This window comes from Streptomyces sp. NBRC 110028, from assembly GCF_001417735.1.
Taxonomy (GTDB): domain Bacteria; phylum Actinomycetota; class Actinomycetes; order Streptomycetales; family Streptomycetaceae; genus Streptomyces.
In genome coordinates this window covers 245,798-260,512 of record NZ_BBUZ01000032.1, presented here as the reverse complement: position 1 = coordinate 260,512, position 14,715 = coordinate 245,798, and the positions used below count along the sequence as shown (strand labels likewise).

General features: G+C 67.7%; 12 protein-coding genes and 7 pseudogenes. 9 read left to right on the top strand and 10 right to left on the bottom strand.

What is annotated here, in order from left to right:
- Nucleotides 1-127: 127 nt before the first annotated feature.
- Nucleotides 128-1,285, top strand: a pseudogene (locus ASC60_RS25445) (ISAzo13 family transposase); the annotation flags it as partial.
- Here the strand turns inward: ASC60_RS25445 and ASC60_RS25440 are convergent.
- Nucleotides 1,243-1,533 (bottom strand): annotated as a pseudogene (locus ASC60_RS25440) (transposase); the annotation flags it as partial. The pseudogenes ASC60_RS25445 and ASC60_RS25440 overlap by 43 nt on opposite strands.
- A gap of 537 nt (nucleotides 1,534-2,070) precedes the next feature.
- On the opposite strand from ASC60_RS25440, the gene ASC60_RS25435 reads away from it, so the two are divergent.
- Nucleotides 2,071-2,703: a BlaI/MecI/CopY family transcriptional regulator gene (locus ASC60_RS25435; RefSeq protein WP_055554810.1), complete on the top strand. Its 633-nt coding sequence runs from the start codon at nucleotides 2,071-2,073 to the stop codon at nucleotides 2,701-2,703.
- A gap of 79 nt (nucleotides 2,704-2,782) precedes the next feature.
- Nucleotides 2,783-3,110 (top strand): annotated as a pseudogene (locus ASC60_RS25430) (AMP-binding protein); the annotation flags it as partial.
- Between the two features lie 151 nt (nucleotides 3,111-3,261).
- On the opposite strand, the pseudogene ASC60_RS39670 reads toward ASC60_RS25430, so the two are convergent.
- The 3 genes and pseudogenes from ASC60_RS39670 to ASC60_RS25415 all read right to left on the bottom strand — a co-directional run.
- Nucleotides 3,262-3,735, bottom strand: a pseudogene (locus ASC60_RS39670) (HIT family protein); the annotation flags it as partial.
- Between the two features lie 384 nt (nucleotides 3,736-4,119).
- Nucleotides 4,120-4,305 (bottom strand): annotated as a pseudogene (locus tag ASC60_RS43160) (IS5/IS1182 family transposase); the annotation flags it as partial.
- Between the two features lie 112 nt (nucleotides 4,306-4,417).
- Nucleotides 4,418-5,041, bottom strand: coding sequence for a TetR/AcrR family transcriptional regulator (locus ASC60_RS25415; protein ID WP_234357118.1), 624 nt, complete (start codon nucleotides 5,039-5,041; stop codon nucleotides 4,418-4,420).
- An 84-nt stretch (nucleotides 5,042-5,125) separates the two neighbouring features.
- On the opposite strand from ASC60_RS25415, the gene ASC60_RS25410 reads away from it, so the two are divergent.
- The 3 genes from ASC60_RS25410 to ASC60_RS25400 are packed head-to-tail and all read left to right on the top strand — an operon-like array spanning nucleotide 5,126 to nucleotide 7,477.
- Entirely contained in the window at nucleotides 5,126-5,527 is a 402-nt protein-coding gene (locus tag ASC60_RS25410) for a hypothetical protein (protein WP_063787201.1), read from the top strand.
- A complete protein-coding gene (locus ASC60_RS25405) occupies nucleotides 5,524-6,324 on the top strand; it encodes an alpha/beta fold hydrolase (RefSeq protein WP_063787200.1) in 801 nt (266 codons plus the stop codon). Before ASC60_RS25410 ends, ASC60_RS25405 begins: the two co-directional genes overlap by 4 nt.
- Before the next feature lie 37 nt (nucleotides 6,325-6,361).
- Entirely contained in the window at nucleotides 6,362-7,477 is a 1,116-nt protein-coding gene (locus ASC60_RS25400; protein WP_055554801.1) for an FAD-dependent monooxygenase, read from the top strand.
- Nucleotides 7,478-7,674: 197 nt separating this feature from the next.
- On the opposite strand, the gene ASC60_RS25395 is transcribed toward ASC60_RS25400, so the two are convergent.
- The 3 genes and pseudogenes from ASC60_RS25395 to ASC60_RS25390 form a co-directional block, all read right to left on the bottom strand.
- A complete protein-coding gene (locus ASC60_RS25395) occupies nucleotides 7,675-7,941 on the bottom strand; it encodes a hypothetical protein (protein ID WP_055554799.1) in 267 nt (88 codons plus the stop codon).
- Between the two features lie 4 nt (nucleotides 7,942-7,945).
- Nucleotides 7,946-8,404, bottom strand: a pseudogene (locus ASC60_RS43895) (transposase); the annotation flags it as partial.
- A 794-nt stretch (nucleotides 8,405-9,198) separates the two neighbouring features.
- Nucleotides 9,199-9,474 carry a hypothetical protein gene (locus tag ASC60_RS25390; protein ID WP_159043309.1) on the bottom strand — a complete coding sequence of 92 codons (276 nt, stop codon included), beginning with the start codon at nucleotides 9,472-9,474 and terminating at the stop codon, nucleotides 9,199-9,201.
- A 119-nt stretch (nucleotides 9,475-9,593) separates the two neighbouring features.
- On the opposite strand from ASC60_RS25390, the gene ASC60_RS25385 reads away from it, so the two are divergent.
- Nucleotides 9,594-9,896 (top strand): hypothetical protein, encoded by a 303-nt coding sequence (locus ASC60_RS25385; protein ID WP_159043308.1) that lies wholly within the window; start codon nucleotides 9,594-9,596, stop codon nucleotides 9,894-9,896.
- Nucleotides 9,897-10,112: 216 nt separating this feature from the next.
- Nucleotides 10,113-10,310: pseudogene (locus tag ASC60_RS25380) on the top strand (IS5/IS1182 family transposase); the annotation flags it as partial.
- A 79-nt stretch (nucleotides 10,311-10,389) separates the two neighbouring features.
- Here ASC60_RS25380 and ASC60_RS25375 read toward each other — a convergent pair.
- Complete coding sequence (locus tag ASC60_RS25375; RefSeq protein WP_055554793.1) at nucleotides 10,390-11,310, bottom strand: LysR family transcriptional regulator; 921 nt, start codon at nucleotides 11,308-11,310, stop codon at nucleotides 10,390-10,392.
- Between the two features lie 88 nt (nucleotides 11,311-11,398).
- On the opposite strand from ASC60_RS25375, the gene ASC60_RS25370 reads away from it, so the two are divergent.
- Complete coding sequence (locus ASC60_RS25370) at nucleotides 11,399-12,454, top strand: MFS transporter (RefSeq protein ID WP_055554791.1); 1,056 nt, start codon at nucleotides 11,399-11,401, stop codon at nucleotides 12,452-12,454.
- Here ASC60_RS25370 and ASC60_RS25365 read toward each other — a convergent pair.
- Nucleotides 12,419-13,429 (bottom strand): hybrid-cluster NAD(P)-dependent oxidoreductase, encoded by a 1,011-nt coding sequence (locus ASC60_RS25365; protein WP_055554789.1) that lies wholly within the window; start codon nucleotides 13,427-13,429, stop codon nucleotides 12,419-12,421. The two genes, ASC60_RS25370 and ASC60_RS25365, sit on opposite strands and share 36 nt — an antisense overlap.
- Nucleotides 13,426-14,712, bottom strand: coding sequence for an SRPBCC family protein (locus tag ASC60_RS25360; RefSeq protein WP_234357117.1), 1,287 nt, complete (start codon nucleotides 14,710-14,712; stop codon nucleotides 13,426-13,428). Before ASC60_RS25360 ends, ASC60_RS25365 begins: the two co-directional genes overlap by 4 nt.
- Nucleotides 14,713-14,715: the final 3 nt, after the last annotated feature.

The window sequence follows — 14,715 nt, the reverse complement described above, 5'->3', positions numbered from 1 at the left end:
ACGCGCTTCAGAAGCTTGGCGATCTTGTCCCAGTCCTGGCGGGCGGCATAGCGGAAGGAGCTCCGCAGCAGGTGGAGCCGTACGGAAACAAGGTGTCGCTTTCGGCAGTGGGCCTCGTTGACCTGGTATGGCGTTTTCGGAGGAGGAGCACGGTCAACTCGCCTTGCGGTTCGAGGTGTTGCTGCCCCATCTGGACGAGCGGCAGCGGCGTTTGCTGCTGGCGGCCGAGGCGAGGTTGCTGGGACATGGCGGTGTCCGGGCGGTCGCGGGGGTGAGCGAGACCACGGTCCGCCGGGGTGTCTTCGAACTGGAGGCTGGCGAGGCCCCACCGCCTGCAGGCCGGACTCGCAGGTCGGGCGGGGGCCGCAAGCGGGCCGAAGACGTCGATCAGGCTCTGCTGCCTGCGTTGATGGCGCTGGTCGAGCCGGATGAGAGGGGCGATCCGACGTCGCCGCTGCGGTGGACGACGAAGTCGCTGCGGAACCTCGCCGAGGAGCTGACGCATCAGGGGCATCCGGTGTCCGCGATGACGGTAGGTCGGCTGCTGAAGGACAGCGGCTTCAGCCTCCAGGCCCAGGCCAAGACTCTGGAGGGCGAGCAACATCCGGACCGGGACGCGCAGTTCCGCTACCTCAACGAGCAGGTCAAGCAGCACCAGGCCGACGACGAGCCGGTCATCAGCGTGGACACGAAGAAGAAGGAGATGATCGGCCGACTGCCCAACCCCGGACGGCAGTGGCGCCCGAAGGGCGACCCGGTCCGGGTCGACGACCACAGCTTCTTCTCCGGGCCGACGGGTGAAGTGGCGATCCCGTATGGCATCTACGATCTTTCGGCGGACACCGGCTGGGTCAATGTCGGCACCGACCACGACACCTCGGTCTTCGCGGTCGCTTCGATCCGCCGCTGGTGGCAGGCGCGGGGCCGCCACGACTACCCGCAGGCCACCCGGCTGCTGATCACCGCGGACGCGGGTGGCTCCAACGGCTACCGCTTCCGCGTCTGGAAGGCGGAGCTGGCCAGACTCGCCTCCGAGACGGGCCTGTCGATCACCATCTGTCACTTCCCTCCCGGCACCTCGAAATGGAACAAGATCGAGCACCGGCTGTTTTCTCACATCACGATGAACTGGCGGGGTCGCTCGCTGACCAGCCATGAGGTCGTTGTCGAGTCCATCGCCGCGACACGCACCCGCAGTGGGCTGCGGGTCGAAGCCGAACTCGACACCCGCCGCTATCCCCTGGGTCCGACGTCGGTCAGGACTGTCTTGGAGCGTTTGCCGTTGCGGGAGTTGCCGCCGTTCTTGCCCTCCGGGTCGTGCTTGTCATAGCCGAGGTGGTCGGTGATTTCGCCCTCCAGGGCGGACTCCAGCAGCCGCTTGGTCAGCTGCTGCAGCAACCCGCCCTCACCAGTCAACTGCAGACCCTCGGCCTGAGCCCGGCCCACGTCGATCAACTGGTCGTCCACGGCCTTCGCCGGCACAGCCTCCACGGGCTCGACAGCCTCGGAGCCGGACACGTTCTCACTGGTCATCGATGTATCTTCCATGATCGGGAGTTACACCGAACGTTTTACAGTCCCCCACAAGACGGTCATCGCCCATCGCGCCGGCTACTCCCTGGCCAGGGCTCAAAGCTGAGGCAACGACGGCATGGGCTCGTCGTCGGCACCTGTGAGCGTCGCCTCCATCCAAGCGTCGCGAACATGTCCGCGACGCATTGGAGCAGCTCAGGAACATCCCGAGCGCTTCCAAACTCGGTAAAACGGACGAGGCGCACCGGACGTCGGGTCGGTTGGGCAAGCCGTGGGCGGTCGTTCACGACAACACCCGCATCCCGTCCCTGCGGCGCGCATGCCACACTGACCATCACCAGATTCCGGATGCGCTGCGTCTGCGTCGCGCGGCAGAGCAAAACACATGCCCTTTCCGTACTATCACTAGGACATTGCCGTGCAGGAGGGCCTGCTCCCGTACACGTGGCAGCAGGCCCTGAGAGTACACGCATGAGATTCGCACACGCCGCGAGCTTCGCCCCGTCGATCGTGGCACCCAGAAAGGGACCTAAGCACATGCCCGAAACCACTGCTCCGCCCAGCCAGTTGACCTCGCAGTACAGCACGAAGGTGGCGGATGACCTCGAGCTCAACCGTAAGGAACAGGAACGAATCAGCGGTGAAATCGAAGCGCTGAAGGCACAGTTGGTCGCGCTGGAGCAGGACCACACCGTCCTGGTGAACGTCCAGCAGGCCCTCGGGGCCGCGGCAGCACCCGCTGTATCCGAGTCCACCACAGCAGTGCGCGCACCCCGCAAGAAGAAGACGGCCACGTCGAAGGTCGACAAGCAGCCGCAGGTAAAGAAGTCCGCCACGCCGGCCCCCAAGCAGACCCGCAAGAAGAACACGTCCAAGGCATCCGCCGTACAATCGGCTCAGCCCACCCTCGTCGACTTGGTCCGCGAGCACCTGACAGGCCAGGGCGAGCCGCGCTCCGCAGCCGAAATCACCGCCGCGCTCGACAAGCAGCACCCCGAGCGCAACGTCAAGAACACCGTCGTGCGCACCACGCTCGAAAACCTCGTGGCCAAGAACCAGGCCCAGCGCACCAAGCAGGGCTCGTCCGTCTTCTACACCGCCGCAGAGGCCGCCGGAGCTGCCGTACAGGACAAGCCGGGAGACCAGCAGTCTGCGGGCTCTGACCGCTGAAGCGCGGTGGCCGTGTCGTCGTCGATATCGAGCAGGTCGGCCGTTGAGGTCGGGCCGATGGCTCCCGGGCGCCCCAGGGGGCGAGTCCGGCGACAGCCGTGCCCTCACCTACGCCGAGCTCAAGGACGGGGTGGCCATGACCGCCACAACACCCTGCTGGAGTTGGGAGTACAGGAGGGCGACCGGTCGCCGTCTACATGCCGATGATCCCGGAGACGGCCGTCGCGATGCCGGTCTGCGCCCTGATCGGCGCCGCGCGCTCGGTCGTCTTCGGCGGGTTCTCGGCGGACGCCCTCACCACCCGTATCCAGGAGGCAGACGCCAAGGTCATCATCACCTCCGACGGCGGCTACCGGTGCGGCAAGCCGTCCGCGCTCCCGCACGCAACCGTCGTGGTCGACGAGTCCGCCGCGTCGAAGCTGAAGCTCGCCGGCTACTTCAGGGCCACTACGCGGCCGAACCCGCGTGGCAGGATCGTTCCGCTGCGTAGGACTCCATGACCGTCACCACTGGCCGGGCCCGCTGATCTGACCGGTCGGCGGGCCCACACCGGCAGGCCGTCGAACGCAACTGATCCAATTCGCTGCTGATCGCATCCCGCAGCACGTCATGCTGCGGACCGAGCCTGAACCGCTCATCACTCCACCGCTCATGCGGATACAGCCATACAGGCTTGCCTACCAGCTCGGTCGGCTCCCACTCGAACCGCGGCCAGACGTGGGCATGCAAGAACGGGTCCGTGTTACCGAGGATCTCCAGGTTGACCCGGCGAAAATCGGGATCCAGCCGCCGACAGACTCGCTCAACCGCTTCCCCGAGCTGGTCCATATCGGACAGAAATGCCAGCCGCTTGGTCTTCGGCAGGTCAGACAGCCGCTGAACACCGGGGTCGTCCACCAGGAGGACTGAGTAGCCCGGCAAGAACTGAACATCCCCGATCACCGCGAATCCCGACTCAAGCCGCCGCAGAACGGTTGGGTTCTCCCCTCGCAGAGCAGCCCCGATCCGATCCATCCGCCAGTCACCAGTCATGGCCAGAACCTACCCGCAGGTGATCAAACCCCGCTCCTCGCTCCCCAGCGTCCCCACACATCAAGGACCAACCAAGTAAGGCGAGGAGCGGCCCCAGCCGTTTTCAGGGCTCTGGCCGCAGTTCCGTGAAAGCACAGGTCAGCGACAGGAAGGCAACACCTTCGCCTGGGACACCTCGCCTTGTGGCGATCAATTCGGCCGCGGAGGTATGGGCAGCGGCCGACGATCTCATGGTGATCCGATGGCTCGGCCGGTTCACGCCTGGAACTGGGTGAGATCGATGGTGTAGACGCGCAGCGGATAGCCGTACACGGGGTGTGTCGTCACGCCTTCCGGCACCATGCGGTGCCGCAGGGCCGTGGCCGGCTCGGGCCGCTGCCGGTGTGAGACTGCGAACAGCGGTCCCAGTTGCCGCATAGTCAGGTTCGTCCGGTCACACAGTGGCAGCAGCCGCTCGGCCAGCGGCAGACTCCACAGCCGGCCCTGCATCGTGCCACTGCCACCGCGCCCCCGCACTGCCTTGAGTAACTGCAGAAACTGCGTCAACCGCAGTCCCGTGAACGTCTCCACTCATACCCGCTCAGCCCTCAACACCTCAGCCATACCGAGGAAGTGCCCAGTTCGCAGCCGTGCGCAACACCCTTGAGTAAGCCCTTTATTCGCGCCTCTGACTGATCGGACCCTACGGCGCGGTGGCCTGGATGCCGGCCAGGACGATGTCGACGATCTTCTCGGCCACCTCTCGGGTGAAGGGGTGGCGTCGCCGATGGATGTAAAGGTACACCGGCCCGGACAGCAGTTCGGTGAGGAAGTAGCTGTCAACAGGGGGAATCTCTTCCTTGTCAACGGCGCTGTCGAATCGCTTTCGGGCGGTGGCGAGCCGTTGGTCGTAAGCAACCCGCACTGCCTCATCGAGATCCGTGTTGCCGGGAGTCGCGAGGGCGGCATGCACCAGGGCCCGGCCGATCGGGCTCGACATGCGCTCGGACAACACCATCAGGAAGTCGACCAGATCACGGCGAAGGTCGCCGGAGTTGTGGAGAGGCGCGGAGTCCTCTGCGTACTGCAGCAGTGCGTCGCTGATGAGTACGGCGCGGTCCGGCCAGTTGCGGTAGACGCTGTTCTTGTTGACTCCGGCGAGTTCGGCGATCTCTTCGTAGCGCAGGCCGACCACACCGTTTCGAGCGACGAGCTCCATCGTCGCCGCGAGGATCTGCGACCGCACCCGAGCGTTGCGACCGCCCGGCCGCGCTGCCCGTCGCGCGCCGGCATCAGTCGTTTCCACGGTCTCCGCGTTCTCTGGCACACCTCTGATTGTCACATCCACCTCTCCGTAGACGCCACGGCAGATCGGTAGTACCTTAAAGAGACTACTCGTCTCTTTAAGGGCGTGAGCGTTTTGAAGTCCACCTATCCGAGCGCACCGGACGACACCCTGGTGTTCGAGAACGATCGAGTGCGAGTCTGTTCGACGATGCTGGAGCCGGAGGGCATGTACGACGTCCATCAGCACCACCACGACTACGTGATCCTGTGTCCGGGCAGGAGGCAGGCCGTGACGCAGAGGCCCGGCAACCCCGACCGGGAAACCTCACTGGCGCCCGAGCCGGGCTTCATGTGGTTTCAGGCGGTTGACACTGCGAAGCCCCTCATCTCGCACCGCGTCCGCAAGGTGAGTGACACGGCGGTCACGCACTACATCATCGAGCGATCACCGAGTGAGAAACGCCTGCCCGCGGAGACCAACAGTCGGGGACCGTTCGTCAACGGGACCTGCGAGGGGCGGAAGTGACTACCGCGCTGGGCACGGTAAAGGCCGGCGAGATCGAGATTGCCTACGCGGAGTCCGGTGCCGGCGAGCCGGTGATTCTGCTGCACGGCGGCGAAAGCACCCGCATCCAGTACGACACCTTCCGGCCTCTGCTCGGTGACGGCATCCGCGCGATCGCCTATGACCAGCGCGACAGTGGAACGTCGGTCAACCCGCCCAGCCCCTACAGCATCCCCGACCTGGCCGAGGACTGCGCCGCACTCATCAGGGCACTCGGATACGAACGAGCTCACATCTTCGGATCCTCATTCGGCGGCTTCATCGCTCTGCAGGTCGCGGTATCGGTGCCTGACGTCGTGCAATCGCTGACGGTCGGCGCCACTTTTCCCGACGCCTCGGCCCTGCAAGCTCCCGTAGCCTCCGAGATCATCGAGTTGTCGCCGTCGCAGCGCGATGCGCAGATGCTTTCCTTCGCCCTGTCCACACGCGGACAGGCGGACGAGAAGCTGCTGGCCGAACTGCGGTCGATATTGGTCCACCGCTCACCGGAGGCGGATGCGCGACGACTGGCCGCAATCCTAGGCTACGACCTCACCGATCGCCTGCCCGAGATTACGGCACCCACCTTGCTCATCTACGGCGAGGACGATCCCGCCGCTCGTCCCGAAATCGGACAGAAGATAGCTGACGCGATCCCTGGGGCGAGGCTGGAAGTGATCCCGGGGGCGCGCCATGGAATCACGGTGGAGTTCGCACGAGAAACCGCCCAGTTGCTCCGTGATTTCGCGCTCACCCACCCGTCGCAACCGACACGGTAAGAGTCCTCCGGCCCATCGTCACTATTGTGGAGAACGCATGAAAATTCTTGTCTCCGGCGCGGGCGTCGCCGGCCTCTCACTCGGACGTACCCTTGGGATGCGAGGTCATCACGTCACGATCATCGAGCGAGCCGACCGGCTTCGGGGCAACGGTTCGCCCATCGATGTCCGCGGCGACGCGATCGAGGTCGCCGAGAAAATGGGCATCCTGTCCGCGGTCCGCGATGCGCGCATCCGAATGACCGAGCAGGTGCATTTCGTCGATGAGAACGGCGCGGCCGTCGGTCGGTTGCCTGACGGCATCGGCGATTCGCCCGACGACATAGAAATCGCCCGGGAGGACCTGTCCAGGATTCTGGCCGACGCGCTGCCCGAGAACGTGGACCTGCGTCTGAGAGAGTCAGTGAACTCGATCGCCGAGCACAACGACCGGGTGGATGTCGACTTCGCTTCCGGCAACTCGGAAAGCTTCAATCTGGTTCTCGGCGCCGACGGCATACATTCGACGGTGCGACGGCTCGTGTTCGGACCGGAGCAGGAGTGGATTCGGCATCTCGGTCTCTACGTCGCCATCACCGACATGCCCGACGAGGCCGATGCCGAAGCCGAGCGAATTAATCCCATGTACAGCTACCCCGGGCACCTGGCCGGCATCGCCCGGTTCAAGGACAAAGCAATAGGTCTGCTGATGTTCGCGTCAGATCCCATCGACTACGACTACCGCGACGTCGAAGCGCAGAAGAAGATCCTTTTTGGCCAGTTTGCCGAATGCCGCTCGTGGAAGGTCCAGAAGATCCTCGACGCGGTGGGCGCCGATCCCGATGTCTACTTCGACTCGGTCAGCCAGATTCACATGCCTATCTGGCACCGGGGCCGGGTCGCGCTGGTGGGCGATGCCGCCCACTGCGCATCCCCTCTCGCGGGCCGGGGCACCTCCCTTGCGCTAACTGGGGCTCAGTTCCTCGCCGAAGAGCTTGAGCGATCGGATGGAGATCACGTCACAGCGTTCCCGCAATACGAGGCTCGCCAACGGCCCTACGCCGATTTCGCCCAGGGAACGGTCGAGGGTGGCGGTGCGCTTCTCGTACCACCCACTGAGGAAGCGATCGTCGTACGGAACCAGCTGCTCCAGCCGGTCGAAGTCGGTCAGTGAGCTTTTTCAGAGTGGCCACTGATCGGGTCACACCTCGGACGATGACGTGTTGCGGGACTACAGCGACTGCCCTGCTCGCGGCTTCATCAGCGACTCGGCGAGCAGGCCTTCCAGTTCGCCGAGCACTCCGTCGGTTGAGATCTTGGCTGGCCCGAGTCTCAGTAAGCCGGTTCAGAAACAAGTACTCAGCTTGCCGTTCAACCTCGGCGCTCGATGAGACGGGCGAGTGATTCCGTGGGCCAGCAGAGCCACTGCAGGAGTGGGTCGGTGACCACGAAGTAGTGGGCGCTGACCCAACCTCGCTTCTTGTGCAGGATCTGCGGGGCCTCATCGCGGTAGACGTAGCGGAGATAGCGGCGGCGGATCGGTGCTCCTGCTATCAGCAATACTGGTGAGGCGACAAGGATGGCCAGCGGGATCAGGGTTTTCACGGCCGTGAGCTTGGCTCTCTCCTCATAGCGCATGCGCTCAGTGTGCTGGTCCTCTGTGTCGCTCGTCAGCCTGTTCTGAGGGTTTGGTGCCGATCTTGTGGTGGGTGGGACGGCTGTATGCCTCGCCGGTGGCGAGGACGCGTCCCACGTCATGACGGATAGCCGGATAGCGGTACTTCGAGCCGAGCGGTCGGCCGGGGCCGGGACGAGAGGGTTTCGGTGCACCGGTCGGCGAGCCGGTCTTTGTGTGGAGGTTTCTGAACCCTCTGCGGACGCGGGCGGGTGTCAGTTTGTTCGGCTCGGTCGGCTTCTCCCAGGGGCGTCGGAGGTCGGTGGCCAGTGGGCGGGCGAGCCGGAGCTGGGCATAGGCGGCGATCACCGGCCAGGTCCACCGGTCGGCCGCTTCCGGGCTGCGAAGCCGGGGCCTGGTCCAACCGAGGGTCTGCTTGCACACGCGAAACGTGTGCTCGATGTCGAAGCGACGGAGGAAGGACTGCCGAGCAGGCCCACCGCGCGATCACCCAAGCCCTGTCCCAACCGCCGTCGGCGGGCACGTGACCAGCCCGGGCCCGCATGATGCCGCTGCATCTGACCGGCCTCACCCGGCGCGTTACCCTTGCCCAGGCCCTGCACCGCGCCACCCTGCTGGTCGAGGGCAGCGGCCTGCTGCCCGCCGTCGAAGCCACACTGCACCACCACACCGGCGCACACAGGGAGTTCACCGCCCGCGCCCTGCTCGCCGGACTGGCAGTCCACGGGCTGCGGCTGGAGGAGATGCACCTCACCAAGGTCCTCGACACTCTCGCCAAGCTGCCCCGCACCGCCCATCGCGACCTCGGTCTCACCGGCCAGGCGACCTACCGGATGCTCTGGCACGCCCTCGAAACCGGCACCCTCGCCATCCCCCACAACCGCCTCCACCCAGCGACCGCACCCGACATTGACCCGGCGGCGGACGGCCGGCACGCGCCATGCCCCCACCAGGACTGCCCCTACGAACCGATCACCCTCAGGGCTCTCACCGGGCGTCTCCTGGACGCCTCCCTCCCCGAAGGGTTCCCCCTCACCGGGGTGCTGGCGATCGACTCCACCGACTACGAGACCTGGGCGCGCCGCCGGGCCTGGACACCCGATGTCGACCCCGACCATCCGCCGGTCAAGGACACAGCCCCGCCCCGCCACAAGCGCCCGCCGAACGAACCCGGCTGGCCGACCACCGGGCACGACGGCCACCTCCAGCGCACGATCGACCCCGACGCACGCGAGGGCTACCGCTCCGGCACCAACGCCTCACCCGGCAACGTCTTCTGCGGCCACAACCTCCACCTCGCAGTCAACGCCCGCGCCCTCGGCGGTGCAGAGGTCCCCTCCGTGATCAGCCCCATGCACCTGGCCCCGGCCGGATCCCACCAAGGCGATGCCGGTATCGCTCCGATCGACCAGCACATGGCCCTCCACACCGGTGCCCGCGAGGTCATCGCCGACCGCGGCTACTCCCACTGCACGCCCACCCGCTGGGCCCTCCCCGTACGACTCCGCGGTCTGGAAGCGGTCATCGATCTCCACCCGGCCCAGCGTGGCACCCACCCGAGCCCCCTCACCGGAACCGTCACCATCGACGGCACTCTCTTCTCCGCAGCCCTGCCGTCGCCGGACGCCTGCGCTGCCCCAACCACCCCCGCTCCATGCGCCTGCCCCACACCATCCCGCTCAGCAACTGCCGCCCGGGCGAGGACTGCGCCTGTGGAAAAACCATCACTCTCAGCCCCGACGAAATGGCCTGGACCCGCCAGCGCAACATCTGGGGCACCGCCACCTGGGCCACCGACTACGGACGTCCTGCCGCCGTCGAATCCGGCAACGCCGAAATCAAGACCCACCGCCTCCACATGGACCGCGGCTTCACCCGCGTCTTCGGCACCACGAAAAACAGCGTCCTCCTCGCCTTCGCCCTCGTCGGCCTCATCAACGGCGCACCACCCGGCTGACACCCCACCGAACCAGTACCACACACAGCCGCACCATCAAGCGGCCCCGTCACGCTCCCACATACCCTCGAGCCGCCCTCCGGGCCCTGGGCAACTCGACCCTCCGATCAACACCAGTGGGACAAGCCGACCAGAATCCCCGCCCGCCCCGGACGATGCAGCGGCACCGCACAAGATCCCCGAACACCAAAAGAACTCCCAGCCCGGACCAAGGGACGCATCGCCCGCAAAGGCAGCGAGTCCAATGAACGATTAGGGCGCCGCCGCTGGGTCAGCGAGCGCACGATGTCCTTGCTGTCCGGCTACCGCAGACTCAGCCCCCGCTACGAACGCAACCCCCGCAACTACCTGGCGTTTCTCGGCCTGGCCGCGTTCCTGTGTTGCTACAAGTGCCTTATCCACCTCACCACGTAGGACACGGTCTTCATTGATATACCGGCGAGGGTGTGAGGACAGTGAGGGCCCCTCCGGCACCGGTCAACCTCTCCGGCACCTACAAGCTGGGCTTCGGCAGCAGGCTCTTGGCGGCCTCGGTGATCGTCTCGACGGCATGGGTGAGCACGGGAATCTCCCTGGCTCCGAGGCGGGTGACGGCCATGATGCGACGGGCCGGGGCCGGTTCGCCGTGCAGCGGGATGCGCGCCACCAGCGGCTCCTCGTTCAGAGGCGCCAGGCGCGGTACGAGGATGACGCCGAAGCCGTGGGCGACCAGGGCGGTTCCGGTGGCCCACTCGTCCGCGTGGTGCGCGATATGGGGTGTGAAGCCCGCGCTCATGCAGGCCGTCAGTACCAACTGGTGGTACGTCGTGCCCGGATTGCCCACGATCCACGGCTCGCGCGCGGCGTCGGCCAGCGTGACGCGCCGCTGCCGGGCCAGCGGATGGTCCCGGGGGACGACCAGGTCCAGCGGATCGTCCAGCAGCGGCCGCTGGTCGAAGCGCTGATCGGTCATGGGCGGCGAATCGGCGGACACGACGAGCAGCGCGAGGTCGGCCTCCTCCGAGAGCAGCAGGTCGAAGCAGCGGTCGGGTTCGGCCTCGATGATCCGCACCGTGAGGTGGGGGTGGGCGTCGCGCAGGTCGGCCGCGGCGGGCGGCAGCAGACGGCTGGCCGCGGTGGAGAACCCGCACAGGGTGATCTGCCCCGTGGGCTCGGTACCGGCGGCGGCCAGCTCCGCCCGGGCCCGCTCCCACTGTTCCTGGAGGCGCTCCGCGTGGCGCAGCAGGATGCGGGCCGCGTTGGTAAGCCGGATGCCGCGGCCCTGCTGCACCACCAGGTCGGTCCCGATCTCGGCGGCGAGCTGGCGCAGTTGGTAGGAGACGGCGGACGGCGTGTAGTGCAACGCCTGCGCCGCGGCGGTCACCGTGCCGTGCTCGGCGACCATCTGGAGAATCCGGAGCCGAGAGTCAATCATGCGAATAGTTTGCATGATTGAGGCGAGAACCGTTTGATTCTCTTCGCCTTCGCCCGGCATCGGACTGGCTGGCGTGATGGAGCAAAGGGTGGGGTCGGAACGGGCGGTACGGACCTCCGTTCTGCTGGTGGTGGTGCTGACGGCGGGGGCGTATCCGCCCGGCCCGCTGTATCCCGGCTGTCAGCGTCTGTTCGGGTACGACGACCTCGTGATGACGCTGCTCTTCGCGACATTCGCATGGGCCAGCGGACCGGCGCTGCTGCTGTGCGGACCGGTGGCGGACCTCTCGCGCAACGGGCCGGTGCTGCGGCTGAGCGTGCTGCTCGCCGCCGCCGGTTCCGGCTGCTTCCTCCTCGCCGACAGCCCCGCGTGGCTCTTCACCGGCCGGATCGGCGACGCGCTGGCCCTGGGCGCCGCGACCGGGGCGGCGCAGGCACTCATCGCGGGCCACGCCCGCCCCACGGCCCGTATGGCCGGACCGCTGCTCGCGGGCCTCACCTTCGCGGCGGGCACCGCCCTGGGGCCGATGGTCTCCGGTGTGCTCGCTGAGTACGTCCCCGGGACACTGATCACGCCCTCGGTAACGCATCTGACCCTCCTGGCGTGGGTGTGGCAGCGACTGCGCCGGACCGTGCCCGCGCCGATGGCCGACCGCGCGGCAGGGATGCGGTGGCACCCCACGCACCCGCACATCCCACGCGATCTGCGCACGCTCTTCCTGGTCGCCGGGCTCGGCGGGTTCCTCGCCCGGGCCGTCGTCGGTATCTACCTCGCCCTCCTCCCGGCGCTGCTCGAACAGACTCCCGCACGGCGCCCATCCGGCCCTGACCGGGGGCGTGCCGGGGAGCGTCCTGGTGTGGTCCCTGCCGGCCCAGCTTCTCGGCGCGCGCCGCTCCCGTACGCCGCCCGGAGTTACGGCCTCGTCGCGCTCGCCGGGAGCCTGCTGCTCCTCGCATCCCCGGAGCCTCCTCCCTGCCCGCCATGCTCACCTCCACGGTCCTCGCCGGGTTCGGGCACGGGCTCGCTGTACGGCGGTGCCGCGCGGGCTCGCCCTGGCGGCCACGTTCTGGTTCGCCTCCCCCGCCCGGAGGCGCGTCCTCCGGCCGCGTCAGGCGTCGATCACCAGGTCCTCCAGGGGCGTTGAGCAGCACAGAAGGATCTTATTGCGCGCCACGTCCCCGGGACGGAGGCCGCCGTTGTCCCGCATGTCGACGGTCCCCTTCTCCAGGGTGGTGACGCACGTACCGCACAGGCCCTGCCCGCAGGAGGAGGGGAGGGTGATGCCCGCCCGGGCGGCGGCCTCCAGCAGGGGCGTACCGGTGTCGCAGGCGATGGTGGTGCCGCTGCGGGAGAGATGGACCGCGAAGCCCGTGTCCCCGGCCGTCTTCCTGGCGACCGGGGCCGGCGCCTCGAAGCTCTCCTCGTGACAGCGGTCCTCCGGCAGCCCCGCCGCGGCCAGCATCCCGCGGACCGCCCGCATGTACCCCGGCGGTCCGCAGGTGAACACCTCGCGCCGGGGCAGATCGGGGGCGATCCGCCGCAACATGTCAAGGGTGAGACGGCCCCGGTGGCCGTCCCACCGCTCCACCGGCCCGTCGTCCTCGCAGACATGGGCGACCCGGATGTGCGGCGCGGTCGCCGCCATCAGCTCCAGCTCCTGCCGGAACGGGATGTCGTCGGGGGTGCGGGCGCTGTGCACGAAGACCACGTCCGCCGGGGACGCCAGGTCGTACAGGGTCCTGGTCATGGACATCAGTGGTGTGATGCCGCTGCCGCCGGACAGGAAGAGGTACGCGGGCGCCGGGTGCCGCGCGGTCGAGAACCCGCCGAGCGGGCCCCGGGCGCGCACCACGTCGCCCGGTGTCAGGTGGTCGTGCAGCCAGTTCGAGACCCGGCCGCCGGGCACGCGTTTGACGGTGATCGCGGCGAGGTGTGGCCGCGACGGCGGGGAGGAGAGCGTGTAGCAGCGGTCGGTCTCCCGGCCGTCGATCTCGAAGGTGAAGGTGAGGTACTGGCCCGGGTCGTGCCGGAAGAGAGCGGATCCAGGCGCTTCGAAGACGAAGGTCTTCATGTCGTGGGTGACGTCGCGGACCTGCCTGCACCTCAGCGGGCCGGTCATCGTCGCCGCTCCTCGCGCAGCCGGGCGATGTACCAGCTGCAGAACGCCTCGACCTGGTATTCCGTCGGGGCGTACGGGCCGGGTACATAGGCCGGGCTGGAGACGCCCCGCTGGGCGCGGGCGACGAGGCGCGCGTCCTGCTCGTTCGTGGCCATCCACACCGCGAGCAGGGTGTCCGGGTCGTAGTCGACGCCCTCCTCGGCGTCCGGGTGGACCAGCCAGGTGGTGCGCAGCAGCGTCCTGTCCGGCGCGAGTGGCAGGACGCTGAAGGTGATCGCGTGGTCGCCGACCACATGGAACCAGGAGTTGGGCTGCATGTGCAGGGAGAGGTGGCCGAGGCGTGGCGTGGGCAGGTCGCCCAACAGTCGGCGGCAGGCGGCCCGGCCGTCCGGGGTGAAGGACTCACCGGCCAGGTCGAGCGCGTCGCGCTGGACGCGGAAGCCGGTGGTGCGGTGGTCCAGTTCCTCAATGAGCGCGTACGGCAGGCCGAGCCGTTCGTATGTCGCGCGCAGCTCGGCGTCGGCCCGCAGATAGCGTTCGTGGGCCGGGCGCAGCGGGGCGGGGATGTCCTCCTCGGCGTAGCCGTAGGTGGGGAAGAACGTGCGCAGCAACTCGGGGTGGCCGTCGCAGTGGTAGCACTCCCGGTTGTTCTCCATCACCAGCTTCCAGTTGCCGTCCTCGACGAGGTCGGTGCGGGCCGCCACCTTCGCCCGGCGCAGGCCGTGCGGCAGCAGATACGGCTCGATACGGGCGGCGACGTCGGCGAAGTCGGCCGGGGGCCGGTCGGCGAGGCAGACGAACACGAGTCCGCCGACGCTGCGCACGTGCACCGCCTTGAGGCCGAAGCAGTCGCGGTCGAAGTCGGCCGGCTGGGAGGGGGCGTACCGCAGGGCGCCATCGGTTCCGTACGTCCACTTGTGGTAGCCGCAGACCAGGTTGCCGACCGATCCGCGTTCCGCCTCCAGGAGGCGGGCGCCGCGGTGACGGCACACGTTGTGGAACGCGCGCAGGTTCTCCTCGTCGTCGCGTACGACGATGACCGAGTACGGGCCGATCTCCACCCTGGTGTAGTCGCCGGGCGCGGGGATCTCGGCGTCCACGGCCACGAAGAGCCAGTGGCGGGTGAAGACGGCCTCGATGTCGAGGTCGTAGAACTCCCGGTCGGTGTAGAAGGGCCGCTCCAGGCTGTGGCCGACGGCCCGTCGCGCCACCGCGTCCCGGACCCGGGACGTCTCCCGCTCCTCGGGGGGCCCGGCGGTGGCCGGTGGTGTCACGGTGCTCACGGT